The organism is Rhodococcus sp. BP-160, from assembly GCF_019836205.1.
In the GTDB taxonomy this organism is placed as follows: Bacteria; Actinomycetota; Actinomycetes; order Mycobacteriales; family Mycobacteriaceae; genus Rhodococcoides.
The window spans coordinates 1,144,936-1,161,712 of record NZ_JABUEK010000002.1; the positions used below are offsets into that span (position 1 = coordinate 1,144,936).

Genomic DNA, 16,777 nt, shown 5'->3' on the forward strand with positions numbered 1-16,777 from the left:
CGGTGGCGGGTCGCCCGGCCTTCCGCATGGGACCGCTGTCGACGGTGCGTCGCCCCGCCAGGGTGCTCGTCGCCCTCGCCCTCGCGATCGTGCTGTTCCTCGTGTTCTGTCTGAACGTAGGGCGCGGCGACTACCCGCTGTCGATCCCGGACGTCGTGAACGTGTTGGTGGGCGGCGGCTCGCGGATCGAGCGTTTCGTCGTCATGGACCTCCGCCTGCCGCGTGCCCTCACGGGCGCGCTCGTAGGAGCTGCGCTCGCCGTCTCCGGCGCGTTGATGCAGTCGATCACCCGCAACTCACTCGCGAGCCCGGACATTCTCGGCATCACGTCCGGCGCGAGCGTCGCCGCCATCTCGCTGATCGTCCTGAGCGGCACCAGTACGGCCGTGGGCCTGTTCGCCACGCTCGGCGTGACCCTCGCCGCTCTCGTCGGCGGGCTGCTCACCGCAGCGCTGGTGTACCTGTTGTCGTGGCGGGGCGGAGTGCAGGGCATGCGGCTGGTGCTCGTGGGCATCGCGATCAACGCCATGATGGTCGCGCTGATCGGCTGGATGTTGGTCAATGCCGACATCACCGACGTCACCCGCGCCCAGCTGTGGCTCACCGGGACGCTGTCCGGCGCCACGTGGTCGCAGGTGTGGCCCGTCACCGCCGCCGTGGTCGTTCTCGGAGCGGGCTCGGTGATCATGTCGTTCCGACTGTCCGCCATGCGGCTCGGGCCGGACACCGCCCGCTCGCTGGGCGTGGACGTGCAGCGGTCCCAGGCCGTCCTGCTCGTCATCTCGGTCGCGATGGCCGCCATCGCCACGAGCGTCGCCGGCCCGATCGGATTCGTGGCCCTCGCCGCGCCGCAGATCGCCCTGCGGCTGACCCGGTGCGCCGAGCCTCCGCTGATCGCCTCGGCCCTCACCGGCGCCGTCACCGTGGTGGGGTCCGACCTGGTGGCGCGCACGATTCTGCCGGTCGAGCTCCCCGTCGGCATCGTCACGTCCGTCCTCGGCGGACCCTTCCTCCTCTATCTGCTGGTCCGAGTCAACCGAAAGGCGACAGTATGAGCGTGCACGCGCATCCGGAGATCACCGGAGCCACACCTCCGCACCGTCTCGCCGCGGAGAACATCTCGGTGGGCTACGGCGACCGCATCATCATCGAGGGGCTCGACCTCGAGATCCACACCGGCGTCGTCACGACGGTCATCGGACCCAACGGCTGCGGCAAGTCGACTCTGCTGCGCGCCCTCGGCCGCCTGCTGTCCCCGCGCCAGGGCCAGGTGACGCTGGACGGCAAGGCGATCGGCCACATGAAGACCCGCGACGTCGCGCGCACTCTCGGGGTGCTCCCGCAGTCGCCGATCGCCCCGGAGGGGCTGACGGTGGCGGACCTGGTGGCACGAGGCCGCCATCCCCACCAGTCCTGGATCCGGCAGTGGTCCCGCGACGACGAGTCCGAGGTGGCGCGTGCGCTGAAGCTCACCGGTATCGAGGATCTCGCCGAACGTCCCGTCGACCAGCTCTCGGGAGGACAGCGCCAGCGTGCCTGGATCTCCATGGCACTGGCGCAGGGCACCGACGTCCTGCTCCTCGACGAGCCGACCACCTACCTCGATCTCGCGCACTCCATCGAGGTCCTCGACCTGGTGGACCGGATGCACGACGAGATGGGCCGGACCGTGGTGATGGTGCTGCACGACCTCAACCTGGCCGTCCGCTACAGCGACCGTCTCGTGGTCATGCACGAGGGAGCGATCGTCGCCAGCGGTACGCCGTCCGAGGTCATCTCCGAGAAGATGCTCTTCGACGTCTTCGGCCTGTCCGCGGCCGTCATCGACGACCCGGTCTCCGATCGTCCGCTGATCGTGCCCATCGGCACCCGCCACGTCCGGGCGGGCGCCGGCATCCGACCGGCCTGACGGTCAGCGGTCGATCATCGTCTTCACGAGCCGGACACTCTGACCGAAGGACACGTCCGGCAGGTAGGCCCGTCCGATGGCGTTGCCGATGCTCGGTAGCGCAGCCGGATCGGGGAACGTCATGTACATCGGTTCGTACACCGGCTGGAACTTCGACTTGAACGCCAGCAACGACCGGAAGCCGTAGACCGGTTCGAGCGTGCGGCCCACGACGTCGAGCAGACGCTCGAGCATCCCCGAGAGTGTCGACGTCTGCGCCGTGTCCTCGGTCGGATCGCCCACCTTGGCCAGCGGCGCTCCCGACAGACTGAGGAACTGCGCGCCCTCCTCCTGCAGGGACAGTGCGGCGGACGCGATGAGGAATTCCATCGCGGGCCGGAAGCCCTCGGACCGACGGCGCATGAAGTCCAGGGTCCAGCCCACGACGACGCCGTCGCGGTACACCGGCATCCACGAGGTGATGCCGTGCACGGTGCGCTGCTCGTCCACGGCGATGAGGCACCGGACCTGCGGATCGTCGACCTCGTCCAGGCCGCCGAGCGTGAAGCCCATCTCGGGCATGCCCTTGTCGGCGACCCATTCCTCGGAGATCGCGGTGATCTGGTCCGTGATCGCCAGCGGCGCCGTCGGGAACGAGATCCACTCGGCCTCGACACCGGCCTTCTTCGCCCGGTTCACCGCGGTGCGGACGTCCTGGAACTTCTTGCCCGTGAAGGCGAGATCCGCGAGCGGGAGCACGGTCTCCTCCCCCACCTGGATGCTCTCCCAACCCAGAGCGCCGGTGATCGCCGCGACGTCCGGCGTCACCGAGTAGAAGCAGGGCGACCATCCGTTCGCGGCGGCGTACTCGGAGAAGCCGACGATGGCCGCCTCCCGGTCCGCGGGCGGACCCACCGGATCGCCGGTGGTGAGGGCGATGCCCGAGATCACCCGGAACGCGACATAACTGTGACCGTCGGGCGAGAACCAGTACCGGTTGCCGCGCCACGTCGTCATCCAGGACAGGGCGCTGCCGCTGCTGCTCGTCAGCACCGCTCGGGCGCGCTCGGTGGCGTCGGTCTCCACGCCGTACGCCGGTCTCACGAACGACCCCGCGGTCGCGACGACCAGCACCGCCCAGAACACGATGCCGGTCCATTCGTAGAGCACGGTGGCGAGCCAGCTCGTCGGCAGGAAGGGCGGGTCGAACCACTGCAGCAGAACCGGGGGCACGAGCCGCTGCGGGAAGTCGCCGAGCAGCGTCAGCACTCCCGGGCTGCCGTCGAAGCCGGACCGGATCAGCGCGCCGACGGCGACGTAGAGAACGGCGAGAACCGCGCCGGCCCCGACCACGGTGGCCCACAGTCGCGTGTACGTACCGGCAGGCGCGGACACGTCGAAGTTCGTGCGCGTGACCACCAGCAGTGCCATGACCGCCAGGGGGACGACGAAGGGGACGGCGGTGCGGTAGAGCGTCGGATCTGCGACGCCGTAGAACAGCGTGTCGCCGTTGTCCAGATCGGCGAAGCGGATCAGGTAGTTGGCGAGCGCCAGGGCCAGCAGCACGACCTGCGAGACCATCGCACCGATCCAGGCGAACCGACGCCCGCGGCGCAGTCCGTCGCTGAGGACCAGCAGATAGACCGAGGGCATGACGCTGGCCAGCACCGGTCCCACTCCGCCGAGTCGGAGATCGAGCAGCCCGCGTCGGCAGTCGGTGGACCCCGGATCTGCACCACAGACCAGGTTCACCTCGTCGAGCGTCCACTCCTGGCTGCGGAACAGTTCGCGCAGGACGGCGAACGGGCCCACCGCATTGGGCGAGAAGGCAGCGATCATCGGGCCGATCGCGGACGCCGCGACGATGAGGGCCACCAGCACCCGACCCTCGCGGCGGGTACCGGCGAGATGGGTGGCACGAGAGGATCGTCCGACGATCAACGGACCCGCCACTGCGCCGACCACGACCGAGCCGAGCGCGGTGATGTCGGCGAGATGGCCACCGAACAGGGCCATCACGACGGTCAGCGCCACGAGGCCCACCCGCACCCGCCGACGCCAGAGCGTTCCCATGTTCGCGCTGGCCACCATCAGCGTGCCGAGGATCCAGGCCGTGGGGCCCGAGGTGACGCCGAGATGAAGCTGGAAGCCCCACCCCTCGTCGAGCAACTGCCCGAGAGCGGCCAGCGCGAGACCCAGCAGCGAGCCGCCCACCTGGGTCACCAGGACGGCGACCGCGAAGCGCCGAGTACCCATCCGGTGCTCGATCGGCGCTGCCACGACCAGGAACAACGCGGTGGCGACGACGAAGGCGGCCACCCCCACGGCGAAGAGCCCCGACGTGACGGGGGTCCAGAGCCGCAGGTTCTCGATCGGAACGATGCCCAGCGCGGTGTGGTGGTCGAGGAAGCTGCGATAGCTGCGTGTGGTGAGGGAGAGCACGATCAGCCCCACCCACATGACGGCCAGCAGTGCGAGGCTGACCGGAGCCCCCTTGGCGCCGTAGGCGATCGTGGACCACAACCGTGCGCCCTGGCGACCGGTTCGTCCCCACCACGCGGCGATGTCGGTCCGCGCACGGGCGACCGGACCCTGCGCGGGAGATCCTGCGACGGACGGATCGGTCACGACGTCAACCCCAGCCGGGTGCAGAGCCAGTCCAGCTCCAGCTTCAGGCCCGCAGACCACGTCTCGTAACTGTGTCCACCCGGGACCTCGGCATAACGCACGTCCATTCCGGCTTTCTGTGCGGCGGCGAGCAGCTGCTTCGCCGAGTTCTGGTAATCGGGATCACTGGCGCCGACGACGAAGGCGCCGGCGCTGGTGGGGTACTGGCGTGTGGCCATGAGGTTCATCGGGTTCACGGCCTCGAATGCGGCCTCGCTTCCGCCGAACGCCGCGTCCAGCGTGCGCTGCTTGTCCCCCAACGTCGGTTCGAGCTGCCCCGAGAGAACGAGGAAGGTCGGGTACAGCTGCGGGTAGTTGGTGGTCATCTGCATGGCGCAGGTACCGCCGTAGGAGAGCCCGCCGATCGCCCAGTGCGCCGGATCGGTGTCCACCTGCAGGGTCGCGTTCACCCACGCCGGCACGTCCTTCGCCAGATAGGACGCCACGTTGCCGAGCGGAGAGTCGACGCAGAGCGGATTGGCGATGGTGGACCCGGTCGCGTCCGCCACCACCACGACGGGTGCGAGACCTGCGTGATCGGCGGCGTAGGCGTCCATCGTCTGGACCAACCGGCCGCCGGTGAGCCAGTCGTCGGGCGCTCCGGGTTGGCCGGCGAGCAGCACGAGGACGGGCAGCAGCGGCCGGCGTGCGGTGAAGTACGCGGGCGGCAGGTAGACCTTCGCGTTCCGAGCGGAGAAACCCGACTCCGTGCCCGGGATCGGCGTGTCCAGGATGCGACCACCGGTCGGCATGTCGGCGGGGGCGGTCCACACGCTCGCGAGAGGTGTACCGGTGATCGGGTCGGCGGTGCGGCCGGTGACGTCGTCGACGTCCACCTCCTGCACGGACGAGATCCCCAGGGCGGTACCGACGGTGGGGTAGGCGTCGAAGACCAGGTTGACCTGCAGCGCGGACGTCGCGACCACGGCCACCGTCGCGATCACGGTCACCACGCGGGTCCACCACCGTGTCGCGGCCAGCATCCGCGGCACGAGGAGGAACAGACCCAGGACTCCGAGACCGACCCAGACGTAGACCGACGTCTCGACGGGATCGGGGAAGACCCGCCAGATCTTCTCGATGCCGAACCACGCCGCCACCGTGAGGACGGCCGCCACCGCGACGGCCACCGGGACGGCGCGGGTGAGGTGCCGCCGACGCCGCGCGAGCACGAGCCAGACGAGCCCGAGCACTCCGACGACCGTGACGACGATCGGGACCGGTCCACTGACCAACGACGTGTCGACGAATGCCACGGCGCAACAGTAGCCGCGCAGTAGTTCTCGACGCGTGTTTCCGCGCCGGTGGACGCGCGCCGACGTGCGACGACGTGCGACGACCCGCTGCTACACCGTGTAGTACGCATTTGCGTCGGAGTGGCCGTATCATCTGACGAATGGCAGGCCTGGGCGATCTCGAACGAGCAGTGATGGAACATTTGTGGTCGAGTTCGGAGCCGCAGACCGTCCGTCAGGTCCACGAGGCACTGGCGTCGAAGCGTGAGCTCGCGTACACGACGGTCATGACGGTCCTGCAGCGTCTGGCGAAGAAGAAGCTCGTCACCCAGCAGCGGGACGACCGCGCGCATCGGTACGCTCCGGTACATGGGCGCGAAGAGCTTGTCGCCAGCCTCATGGTCGACGCCCTCCAGCAGGCCGACCGCTCCGGCGGACGCGCTGCGGCCCTGGTCCACTTCGTGGGTCGGGTCGGCGCCGACGAGGCCGCCGCACTCCGGGAGGCCCTCGCGGCATTGGAGACGCAGGACGACGGTTCCTCCAACGCCTGACCTCTCGACCCTCGACACTCCCTCCCACACGACGGTGAGGACATGAACGCACCGACAGCACTGGTCTTCGCGGTACTCGCGTTGATCCTGACGGGACCGGTTCCCGCGATGCTGTCCCGTGCGACGTGGCCGCACCGGACACCGCGCGCCGCCCTGGTGCTGTGGCAGGCAATCGCACTCGCCGCGGTGCTCTCGGCCTTCAGTTCCGGTCTCGCGATCGCGAGCCAGCTGCTCGTCCCCGGACCGGACGGTCGGCCCACCACGGCGCCGACGGCCGAGATCGACGCCCTCGGCCTCCCGCTGTGGATCCTCTACGTGACGGTGCTCGCGATCACCCTCGTCATCGGTGCGCGGCTCGTCTGGGCCACGTCCCTGGTGGCGATCAAGACCCGACGACGGCGTGCGCGACACCGCACGCTGGTCGACATCCTCGATCGCAGTGCGGGCGAGACCAGTGCCCACGGAACCGACGTGCGGGTCCTCGAGAGCCTCGACCCCATCGCCTACTGCCTGCCCGGACTGCGGCAACGCGTCGTGGTCAGCGAGGGCACGTTGTCCAACCTGGACGACGACGAGCTGGCCGCCATCCTGACCCACGAACGCTCCCACCTGCGCGCGCGGCACGATCTCGTTCTCGAGGCGTTCATGGCCGTCAACCAGGCGTTCCCGCACGTCGTGCGCAGCCGGTCCGCGCTGGGGTCGGTGCAGCTGCTGGTCGAGCTGCTCGCGGACGATTCCGCGGTGCGCGTCACGGGCCCTCGTCCCCTCGCCCGCGCTCTCGTGGCCTGCTCCGGATCGTCGGCGCCGCGGGGAGCGCTGGCCGCGGGTGGGCCGAGCACGCTGGTGCGGGTGCGCCGGTTGGCCACTCCCGGTTCCACCCCGGGTGTCGCCACTCTCGCCTATCTCGCGTCGGCGGCCATCCTCGTGGTGCCGACCATCTACGTCGCCGTGCCGTGGTTGACCGAGCTGACGCGCCTCGCACGACACGGTTCGTGACTACTGGCTCACACGAGTCGGCATCGGCACCACTCGTCGCGTAGTGTTACCCGTGGTTCATCAGAACCATCCGTTAGTCGATATGGCACAAATTTCGCCGTCGCTCCGATCCGTCCCCTCGTGGACGCCACGGAGTCGTACCGGTGACAAGACACCTCACATTGCGCCCGAGCTCCGCTTGCGCATCGATGACCAGGTGATGTGTGCCCTGGCTCGTCACGCTGCGCGGTGATTCATCGTTGCTGTGCACCGACGCGCCTGCAACCCCGAGAGGTACCACCGCGTTGACCAGCGCCACCCCCGTTTCTGTTTCTGCCACCAGCACTCCCGAGGCGTCCGAGACCACGTTCTCCGACCTCGGACTTCCCGCGGCCATCGTCGCGGCGCTCGCCAAGAACGGCATCACCGTTCCCTCGCCCATCCAGAAGATGGCCATCACCGACGCCCTCGCCGGCCGTAACGTTCTCGGCCGCGCACAGACCGGATCGGGCAAGACGCTCGCGTTCGGTCTGCCGATGCTCGCCCGCCTGGCGTCGACCGGTACCAAGCCCGCCGCGAAGCGTCCCCGCGCACTGGTGCTGGTCCCCACCCGCGAGCTCGCCTTCCAGGTCGTCGACTCGCTGCAGTCCTACGCCACCGTCCTCGGACTGAGCGTGCGTCCGGCCGTCGGCGGCACCCCGTTCGGTCGTCAGGCCGATCAGCTCCGCCGCGGTGTCGACGTTCTCGTCGCCACCCCCGGACGCCTCGGCGATCACCTGCGTCAGGGCACCTGCGTCCTCGAGGCAGTGGAGATCACCGCACTCGACGAGGCCGACCAGATGGCCGACATGGGCTTCCTGCCCGAGGTGCGCGACATCCTCGGACAGACCGCGAACGGTGGCCAGCGCATGCTGTTCTCCGCCACGCTGGATCGCGAGGTCCAGTCGTTGGTCCGCCAGTTCCTGGCCGACCACGTCCAGCACTCGACCGGTGACAGCAAGGCCGCCGTCGAGTCGATGGATCACTACATCCTCAATGTCGGCCGTGGACAGAAGGACATCGTCCTGTCCGAGATCGCCGCTCGCGAGGGTGGCCGGACCATCATGTTCGCCCGCACCAAGCTCGGCTGCGACGGCATCACCGATCGCCTTCGCGCCGTCGGCATCCACGCCGAGTCGCTGCACGGCGGCAAGGCTCAGAACCAGCGCACCCGCGTGCTCGACCGCTTCAAGAGCGGCCGCACCCCCGTGCTCGTCGCCACCGACGTCGCCGCACGCGGCATCCACGTCGACGGCATCGACCTGGTCGTGCACGTCGATCCGCCCGCGGATCACAAGGACTACATGCACCGCGCCGGCCGTACGGCACGTGCCGGTGCGGCGGGCACCGTCGTCGCCATCGCGCTGCCCAACCAGCGCCGCATCATCAGCCGGCTGACCGGCCAGGCCGGGGTGAAGGTCACCTCGGTGGACGTCTCCCCCGGTTCGGTGGAGCTCGGTTCCATCACCGGAGCCAAGGCTCCGTCCGGCGAGCCGGTGCGTGAGGCACCGCGTCGCGAGCGTCCCAGTGGCCCCTCGCGCTTCGGCACCTCGGGATCCCCGCGCACCGGTGGCTACCGCGGCGGCGACTCCGGCGGATACCGGGGTCGCGACGAGAACCGCACCGGTGGGTACCGCGGCGGTGAGTCGAGCGGTGGCTACAAGGGCCGCGACGAGAACCGCACCGGCGGCTACCGCGGCGGCGAGTCCACCGGTGGCTACAAGGGCCGCGACGAGAACCGCACGGGCGCAACGGCTTCGCGCACCGGCGGGTTCCGCAGCCGTGCTGCGGGCACCGCGCGCGACTGACAGCTCTCCCGTCCTTGTCCGGCCCCGACTTTCGCGTCGGGGCCGGGCAGGGAAAGCTGGGGGAATGACTTCCTCGGATTCTTCACCTCTCGCCCAGATCGGTGTCACCGGCCTCGCTGTCATGGGGTCCAACCTGGCGCGGAACTTCGCCCGCCACGGACACGTGGTCGCGGTGCACAACCGGAGTTACTCCAAGACACAGACTCTGCTCGACGCGCACGGCAGTGACGGCACCTTCGTCGCGTCCGAGAGCATCGAGGACTTCGTGGCCAGCCTCGAGAAGCCACGCAAGGTCGTCATCATGGTCAAGGCCGGCGATCCCACGGACGCGGTCATCGAGGAACTCGCCGGCGTCATGGACGAGGGCGACATCATCATCGACGGCGGCAACGCCCTCTACACGGACACCATCCGCCGCGAGTCCTCGTTGAAGGACCGCGGCCTTCTCTTCGTCGGCGCCGGCATCTCCGGCGGCGAGGAGGGTGCACTCAACGGCCCCTCGATCATGCCCGGCGGCCCCGCGAAGTCGTACGAGTCGGTCGGGCCCCTGCTCGAGTCGATCTCGGCACACGTGGACGGCACCCCGTGCTGCACCCACATCGGCCCCGACGGGTCCGGGCACTTCGTGAAGATGGTGCACAACGGCATCGAGTACGCCGACATGCAGCTCATCGGTGAGGCCTACAACCTGCTACGCGACGCGCTGGGCATGGATCCGGACGCGGTCGCAGACGTCTTCCGCCAGTGGAACGAGGGCGACCTCGAGAGCTACCTCGTCGAGATCACCGCGCAGGTGCTCGCCCACAAGGACGCGAAGACCGGGAAGCCGCTGGTCGACGTCATCGTCGACGCCGCCGAGCAGAAGGGCACCGGTCGCTGGACCGTCAAGTCCGCGCTGGATCTCGGAGTCCCCGTCACCGGCATCGCCGAGGCGGTGTTCGCCCGAGCACTCTCGGGCGCGCGCGGCCAGCGCGTGGCGTCCAAGGGTCTGGCGTCGGGAACGCTCTCGGCGAAGCCCGAGGACATCGAGACCTTCACCGAGGACATCCGTTCCGCGCTGTACGCCTCCAAGGTCGTCGCCTACTCGCAGGGCTTCGATCAGATCGCCGCCGGTTCGGCCGAGTACGACTGGAATCTGCACCCCGGCGATCTCGCCACCATCTGGCGCGGAGGATGCATCATCCGGGCCCGGTTCCTGAACCGCATCAAGGACGCCTACGACGAGAACCCGGAACTGCCCGCGCTGTTGCTGGCGCCGTACTTCCGTGACGCCGTCGAGAACGCCGTCGACAGCTGGCGTCGCGTCGTGTCCACCGCGACACTCCTCGGAATCCCGGTGCCCGGCTTCGCCTCCGCCCTGTCGTACTACGACGGACTGCGCGCCGAACGTCTGCCCGCCGCGCTGACGCAGGGTCTGCGCGACTTCTTCGGAGCGCACACTTACGAGCGCATCGACGCCGACGGCAAGTTCCACACCCTGTGGAGCGAGGACCGGTCCGAGATCGAGGCCTGACCTCCGCCGTGAGTTCGTCCGTGCTCGCGGTCGGGCTCTCGCTCGTCGCGGCATTTCTCTTCGCCTGCGCCGCCGTCGCTCAGCAGACGGCGGCGTCGGCGGTCGCGGACGGCGACTCGTTGATCTCGGGTCTCGTGCGCAGCCCGCGGTGGTGGGCCGGGGTGGTCGGCGACCTGGGCGGATACCTGGTGCAGGTGGCGGCCCTGGCCGTCGGGTCGGTGTCCGTGGTGCAGCCGTTGCTCGTCAGCATGCTCCTGTTCGCGCTTCCCCTCGCCGCGAAGTACTCCGGTCTGCGGATGCGGCGCGCCACCTGGATCTCGGCCGTGGGTCTCACGGTCGCGTTGGTGGCGTTCGTCGCGGTCGGCGACCCCACCGAGGGCACCGCCGACGCGCCGCTGTCGGTGTGGGCACTGCCGTTGGCCGCCGTGGTGGCGGTGGCATTGGTCGGCGCCGTCGCCGGTGTGCTCACTCGCGAGCCCGGTCGTGCGGCGCTGCTGCTCGGGGTCGGCGGTGGGCTGCTGTTCGGCGTCGCCGTCGCGTTCACCAAGTACGTCACCGACCTGGTGGAGTTCGATCTGCTCGGCGCCCTCACCGCGTGGCAGACGTACGCGTTGATCGCCGCGGGAGTCTCGGGCTTCTACCTGCAGCAGCGAGCGTTCCAGGCCGGTCCGCTCACGGCGTCGCTGCCGGCGGTGACCGTGTGCGAGCCGCTGGCGGCGGTGTTCCTCGGCATCGTGGTGCTCGACGAACGGCTCCGCCTCGACGGACTGCGCGGCGTGGTCGTCGCCTCCGCCGTGATCGTCATGATCGTGACCACCGTGGTTCTCTCGCGGGAGCAGGGGCGTGCGGACGACGCCGTCCCGGTTGTCTGACCCACCCTCGACGTCGCCGCCGCAAGATATATCCGTCGGTCGCGTACGCTGGCGTCCCGTGCATTTCCTTCGCGACCAGCGCCCGCCCTACGACCTGACGTACGACGACGTGTTCCTCGTCCCGAACCACACGACGGTCACGTCCCGTTTCGACGTCGATCTGGCGAGTGTCGACGGCTCCGGGACCACCATTCCCATCGTCGTCGCCAACATGACCGCCGTGGCCGGCCGCCGGATGGCGGAGACGGTCGCGCGACGCGGCGGCATCGTCGTCATCCCGCAGGACCTGCCGACCGCGGCCGTCGCCGAGACGGTCTCCTTCGTCAAGAGCCGGAACCTGGTGGCGGACACCCCGGTCGTGTTGACGGCGGAGGACTCGGTCTCCGACGCTCTCGCCCTCATGCCCAAGCGTGCCCACGGCGTCGTCGTGGTCGTGGACGGTGACACGGCCGTGGGCATCGTCTCCGAGGCGGCGTGCACGGACGTCGATCGCTTCGCGCGCCTCTCGACGGTGATGGACAAGGACTTCGTGACGGCCTCCGTGGACACGAGTCCCCGCGAGATCTTCGAGCAGCTCGAGGCCCGGCACGAGAACCTCGCCGTGCTGACCGGACCGGACGGCGCACTCGCGGGAGTGCTCACCCGCACCGGTGCGCTCCGCGCCGGCATCTACAGGCCCGCCACCGACGCCGACGGACGCCTGCGCATCGCCGCCGCCGTCGGCATCAATGGTGACGTGGGCGCGAAGGCCGCCGCCCTGGTCGAGGCCGGGGCCGACGTCCTGGTGCTCGACACCGCCCACGGCCACCAGCAGAAGATGCTCGATGCGCTGGCCGTCGTCGCAGCGCTCGATCTGGGCGTGCCCCTGGTCGCCGGCAACGTCGTGTCCGCAGCGGGTACCCGTGACCTGATCGAGGCCGGCGCGGACATCGTCAAGGTCGGGGTGGGCCCCGGCGCCATGTGCACCACCCGCATGATGACCGGCGTGGGCCGCCCGCAGTTCTCGGCCGTCGAGGAGTGCGCCGCCGCGGCGCGCGAGCTGGGCAAGCACGTGTGGGCCGACGGCGGGGTCCGACATCCCCGCGACGTCGCGCTCGCCGTCGCTGCGGGTGCCTCCAACGTCATGATCGGGTCCTGGTTCGCCGGCACCCACGAGTCGCCCGGAGATCTCCGCGTCGACGCCGCCGGGGTGGCCTACAAGGAGAGCTTCGGCATGGCGTCGAAGCGAGCCGTGGCCGCACGCACCGCGGCGGACAGTGCGTTCGACCAGGCGCGCAAGGGCCTGTTCGAGGAAGGCATCTCCAGCTCGCGGATGCGCCTCGATCCGGAGCGGCCCGGTGTCGAGGACCTCATCGATCACATCTGCGCGGGTGTGCGCAGCACCTGCACGTACGCCGGTGCGCGCTCGCTCGAGGAGCTGCATCGGGATGCCGTGCTCGGCATCCAGTCTGCGGCGGGCTTCGCCGAGGGGCGGCCCCTCCCGTCCGGCTGGTGATCTCGGCCGCACTCGTGGTCACGCCGCCGACTCGGTGATTCCGGGTCGGCGACGATACGATGTGTGCGATAGCGGCGCCCCCGAGCGGGTACTGCTGTGACACGCGCCGATTCTGCGGCGCAGGCGTCGCCTCCACGCGAACGCCACACGACAGGAAGGACACCGGTGCCCGAGGCACCCACGACGACGTCGACCCCCGGGTCCGGCACTCCGTCCCCGGACCGACCGTCCCGAGACCGCCCCTCCCCCGACGGGGAGTCGTCCGGCGGTCTCTCTCCGGAGGGCTCCTCTAGGTCGCCGGGCTCACCCGGCGCTTTCCCGACGACCACCTCGAGTCGCAGCGAGGTGTGTCCCTCGTGACCGTTCTCGTTCCGATCCTGTCCCTCGTGGGCTTCGTCGCGCTGACGGCGGGAACGGCGATCTTCGTCGCCGCGGAGTTCTCCCTCACCGCACTCGAACGCAGCACCGTCGACGCGGCGGCCCGCGACGGTGACATGCGCTCCCGCCAGGTCCAGCACGCGCACAGGACGCTGTCGTTCCAGCTCTCCGGTGCGCAGCTCGGCATCACCATCACCACGCTGATCACCGGCTACATCGCCGAACCGGTGCTGGCACGGTTCATCACCCCCGCCGCCACGGCGCTCGGTGCGTCCGACTCGCTCGCCGGCGCCGTGTCACTGGTGCTGGCGCTCGTCATCGCCACGTCGGCGTCCATGGTGTTCGGCGAGCTGGTGCCCAAGAACATGGCCATCTCCAATCCGATGAAGGTGGCGCGGGCGACGGCCGGCCTGCAGGCAGGGTTCTCCCTCGTCTTCCGCTGGGCCATCAACGGTCTCAACGGTTCCGCGAACTGGGTGGTCCGCCGCCTCGGCGTCGAGCCCGCGGAGGAACTGCGTTCGGCACGCTCGCCCCAGGAACTCGGGTCGCTGGTGCGCTCCTCCGCGGAACACGGCTCCATCGACCAGCGCACCGCTCTCCTCGTCGACCGCTCGCTGCAGTTCGGCGAGCGCACGGCGGAGGAGTTGATGACCCCCCGCGTGAAGATCGAGACCCTCGCCGCGGACGACACGGTCGCCGACCTCATCGACACCGCGGCCCGCACCGGTTTCTCCCGTTTCCCCGTCGTCAACGGCGACCTCGACGACACCGTGGGCGTCGTCCACATCAAGCACGCGTTCACCGTGCCCGCCGAGCGCCGCGCCGGAACGACGGTCAGCTCCCTCGCGCAGCGTGTTCCCAACGTCCCCTCGAGCCTGGACGGCGACACCGTCATGGAACGGGTGCGCGCCGACGGCATGCAGGTCGCCATCGTGGTGGACGAGTACGGCGGCACCGCGGGCATCGTCACCATGGAGGACCTCATCGAGGAGATCGTCGGCGACGTCCGCGACGAGCACGACACCCGCGAGGTCGACGTCCAACGCGTCGCCGACGGGTGGCTCTGCTCCGGACTACTGCGCATCGACGAGGTCACCGAGTTCACCGGGTACGCGGCACCCGAGGGCGAGTACGACACCCTCGGTGGCCTGGTGCTGACACAGTTCGAACGCATCCCCGACGCCGGCGACCAGGTCATCCTGCCGCCCCCGAGCGGAGACCTCGAGTCCGACGAGGGCGGCTGGGTCGCGCGCGTGGACGCGATGGACGGGCGCCGGATCGACCGGATCCTCGTACGCCCGGCCGCGGAGGACGAGATCACCCGGCTGCGCGCCGAGACCGTCCGCGAGCACGACCGGGAGGCCCTCGATGGGTGACCTTCTCGCCGTCGGCCTCGCGGTCGTCCTCCTGCTCCTCAACGCCTTCTTCGTCGGTGCCGAGTTCTCTCTGATCTCGGCACGCCGCGACCGCCTCGAGAGTCTGGTGGTGCAGGGCAAGAAACGGGCTCAGACGGTCATCGAGGCCGGTCAGAACCTGTCGATGATGCTCGCGGCCGCGCAGCTCGGCATCACCATCTGCTCGATCCTGCTCGGGCGCGTGGCGGAACCCGCCGTGGCCCACCTGATCGAGCGTCCGTTCGAGCTGCTCGGCGTACCCGACTCCCTGCTGCACCCCATCGGGTTCGCCCTCGCCCTGGGCATCGTGGTGATCCTGCACATCCTCATCGGCGAGATGGTGCCGAAGAACATCGCGATCGCCGGACCGGAAGCGACGGCGATGTTGCTGGTGCCCGTGCATCTGTGGTGGTTACGTGTCGCGAAGCCGCTGATCTCGTTCTACAACCTGTGCGCCAACGGTACACTGCGGTTGTTGCGCGTCGAGCCGAAGGACGAGCTGGACTCGTCGGTGTCGGCGGACCAGCTCTCCGACATGATCGGCGAGTCCCGCTCGGAGGGACTCATCGACGAGGAGGAGCACCGCCGGCTGACGCAGGCTCTCGAGACGTCGGGTCGCACCGTGCGGGAGGTCCTCATCCCGCTGGACAAGGCCCGCACGGTGGTCTGCGGACCCAAGGGACCCACGCTGGGTGCGATCGAGGAGGCCGTCCGCGAGACCGGTTTCTCGCGGTACCCGGTCCGCGACGAGACCGACGGCATGATCGGGTATCTCCACATCAAGGACGTCCTCGATCTGATGGCGGACCCGCTGGCCGACTCGGAGACCATCATCCCGCGCTCGGACGTCCGCCTTCTGCCGATCATCGACGCACGCACCCCTCTCGACGAGGCGTTGGCCGGTCTCCGCCGCCGACGCAGTCACCTCGGCGCCGTGGTGGAGACGGGCAAGGGCACCATCGGCATCGTCGCTCTCGAGGACCTCGTCGAGGAGTTCGTCGGCACGGTGCGCGACGGCACCCACCTCGTGGAGGACGTCGTCCCCGGGCCCGACGCGCCGTGACGTCCGTCGTGTCGGACACCGATCTCGTCGTTCTCGGAGCGGACGCGTGGCATCCTCGGCGGCACGCTCACGGCGAGCGGGTGGACGAGATGATCGGTGCCTATCTGGAGCGGCGCGCGGTCGGCGAGCCGCATCCGGTGCTCGACTTCCTCTTCACCTACTACAGCCTCAAGCCGGGCCATCTGCGCCGGTGGCACCCCGGTCACGGCTCGGTACTGACCGGGGCGGGCATCGAGGACTACCGCGGACGCTCCGGGTACGTGGACGTCGCCGTGGGCGGGCGACCCGGCGTCACGGTGTCGTCCGAGTTCCTCGACCGGCGGTCGTCCGCGATCGAGTTCGTGAGCACCCTGATCGGCCGGACGGCCACCCGCCCCGCGCAGCTGGGCTGCTTCGGTCTGCACGAGTGGGCGATGGTCTACCGCGGCGGGGACGAGGCTCTGCGTCACGACGTGCCGCTGCGCCTCGGTCACGACGGCACCGACGCGGTGGTGGACTCGATGCCGTTGCGCTGCACCCACTACGACGCGTTCCGTTTCTTCACCCCGGACGCGGTCCCGCGGAACGCGCTCGAGCTGACCCCGGAGCACCGGCTCCTGACGGAACAGCCGGGCTGCCTGCACGCCTCGATGGATCTGTACAAGTGGGTGGCGAAGCTCGGACCGCTGCTGCCGTCCGAACTGCTGCTCGACTGCTTCGCGCTGTCGATGACGGCGCGTGAACTGGACATGCGGGCGAGCCCGTACGACCTCACGGCGTACGGCTACTCCCCCGTGCGTGTCGAGACTCCGACCGGGCGCGCCGAGTACGTGCGCGCCCAGTCGGCGATCGCGGAACGAGGCGCCGCTCTGCGAGTCGCGATCGGCGGCCTGCTCGCCGATCTGCGCTGACCGTTCGGG

13 protein-coding genes are annotated in these 16,777 nt (G+C 69.7%); 11 read left to right on the plus strand and 2 right to left on the minus strand.

What is annotated here, in order from left to right; translation table 11 throughout:
• The first annotated feature begins 26 nt into the window (after positions 1-26).
• On the plus strand, positions 27-1,055 hold the full coding sequence (locus HQ306_RS11775) for an iron chelate uptake ABC transporter family permease subunit (RefSeq protein WP_222631555.1): 1,029 nt from the start codon (positions 27-29) through the stop codon (positions 1,053-1,055).
• Positions 1,052-1,909: an ABC transporter ATP-binding protein gene (locus HQ306_RS11780; protein ID WP_056444458.1), complete on the plus strand. Its 858-nt coding sequence runs from the start codon at positions 1,052-1,054 to the stop codon at positions 1,907-1,909. Before HQ306_RS11775 ends, HQ306_RS11780 begins: the two co-directional genes overlap by 4 nt.
• Positions 1,910-1,912: 3 nt before the next feature.
• Here the strand turns inward: HQ306_RS11780 and HQ306_RS11785 are convergent, their stop codons facing one another.
• Both HQ306_RS11785 and HQ306_RS11790 read right to left on the minus strand, forming a co-directional pair.
• Positions 1,913-4,453 (minus strand): bifunctional lysylphosphatidylglycerol flippase/synthetase MprF, encoded by a 2,541-nt coding sequence (locus HQ306_RS11785; protein WP_374197721.1) that lies wholly within the window; start codon positions 4,451-4,453, stop codon positions 1,913-1,915.
• A gap of 59 nt (positions 4,454-4,512) precedes the next feature.
• The gene (locus HQ306_RS11790) at positions 4,513-5,811 is read right to left on the minus strand and encodes an esterase family protein (protein WP_027505426.1); all 1,299 of its coding nucleotides are present in this window, start codon (positions 5,809-5,811) and stop codon (positions 4,513-4,515) included.
• Positions 5,812-5,951: 140 nt separating this feature from the next.
• On the opposite strand from HQ306_RS11790, the gene HQ306_RS11795 reads away from it, so the two are divergent.
• The 9 genes from HQ306_RS11795 to HQ306_RS11835 all read left to right on the plus strand — a co-directional run bounded on the left by HQ306_RS11795 (position 5,952) and on the right by HQ306_RS11835 (position 16,768).
• Positions 5,952-6,341 carry a BlaI/MecI/CopY family transcriptional regulator gene (locus tag HQ306_RS11795; RefSeq protein ID WP_027505427.1) on the plus strand — a complete coding sequence of 130 codons (390 nt, stop codon included), beginning with the start codon at positions 5,952-5,954 and terminating at the stop codon, positions 6,339-6,341.
• Positions 6,342-6,383: 42 nt separating this feature from the next.
• Positions 6,384-7,337, plus strand: a complete 954-nt coding sequence (locus HQ306_RS11800; protein ID WP_027505428.1) for a M56 family metallopeptidase — start codon at positions 6,384-6,386, stop codon at positions 7,335-7,337.
• A 284-nt stretch (positions 7,338-7,621) separates the two neighbouring features.
• Positions 7,622-9,163, plus strand: a complete 1,542-nt coding sequence (locus HQ306_RS11805; RefSeq protein WP_261769398.1) for a DEAD/DEAH box helicase — start codon at positions 7,622-7,624, stop codon at positions 9,161-9,163.
• Positions 9,164-9,227: 64 nt separating this feature from the next.
• The gene (gndA, locus tag HQ306_RS11810) at positions 9,228-10,676 is read left to right on the plus strand and encodes an NADP-dependent phosphogluconate dehydrogenase (protein ID WP_222631277.1); all 1,449 of its coding nucleotides are present in this window, start codon (positions 9,228-9,230) and stop codon (positions 10,674-10,676) included.
• An 8-nt stretch (positions 10,677-10,684) separates the two neighbouring features.
• Positions 10,685-11,548 (plus strand): DMT family transporter, encoded by an 864-nt coding sequence (locus tag HQ306_RS11815; protein WP_308115434.1) that lies wholly within the window; start codon positions 10,685-10,687, stop codon positions 11,546-11,548.
• A 58-nt stretch (positions 11,549-11,606) separates the two neighbouring features.
• Positions 11,607-13,043, plus strand: a complete 1,437-nt coding sequence (locus HQ306_RS11820) for a GuaB1 family IMP dehydrogenase-related protein (protein ID WP_222631279.1) — start codon at positions 11,607-11,609, stop codon at positions 13,041-13,043.
• A 356-nt stretch (positions 13,044-13,399) separates the two neighbouring features.
• Complete coding sequence (locus HQ306_RS11825) at positions 13,400-14,797, plus strand: hemolysin family protein (protein WP_056445121.1); 1,398 nt, start codon at positions 13,400-13,402, stop codon at positions 14,795-14,797.
• Positions 14,790-15,878 carry a hemolysin family protein gene (locus tag HQ306_RS11830; RefSeq protein ID WP_204867319.1) on the plus strand — a complete coding sequence of 363 codons (1,089 nt, stop codon included), beginning with the start codon at positions 14,790-14,792 and terminating at the stop codon, positions 15,876-15,878. Before HQ306_RS11825 ends, HQ306_RS11830 begins: the two co-directional genes overlap by 8 nt.
• Positions 15,875-16,768, plus strand: coding sequence for a 3-methyladenine DNA glycosylase (locus HQ306_RS11835; protein WP_374197737.1), 894 nt, complete (start codon positions 15,875-15,877; stop codon positions 16,766-16,768). Before HQ306_RS11830 ends, HQ306_RS11835 begins: the two co-directional genes overlap by 4 nt.
• Positions 16,769-16,777: the final 9 nt, after the last annotated feature.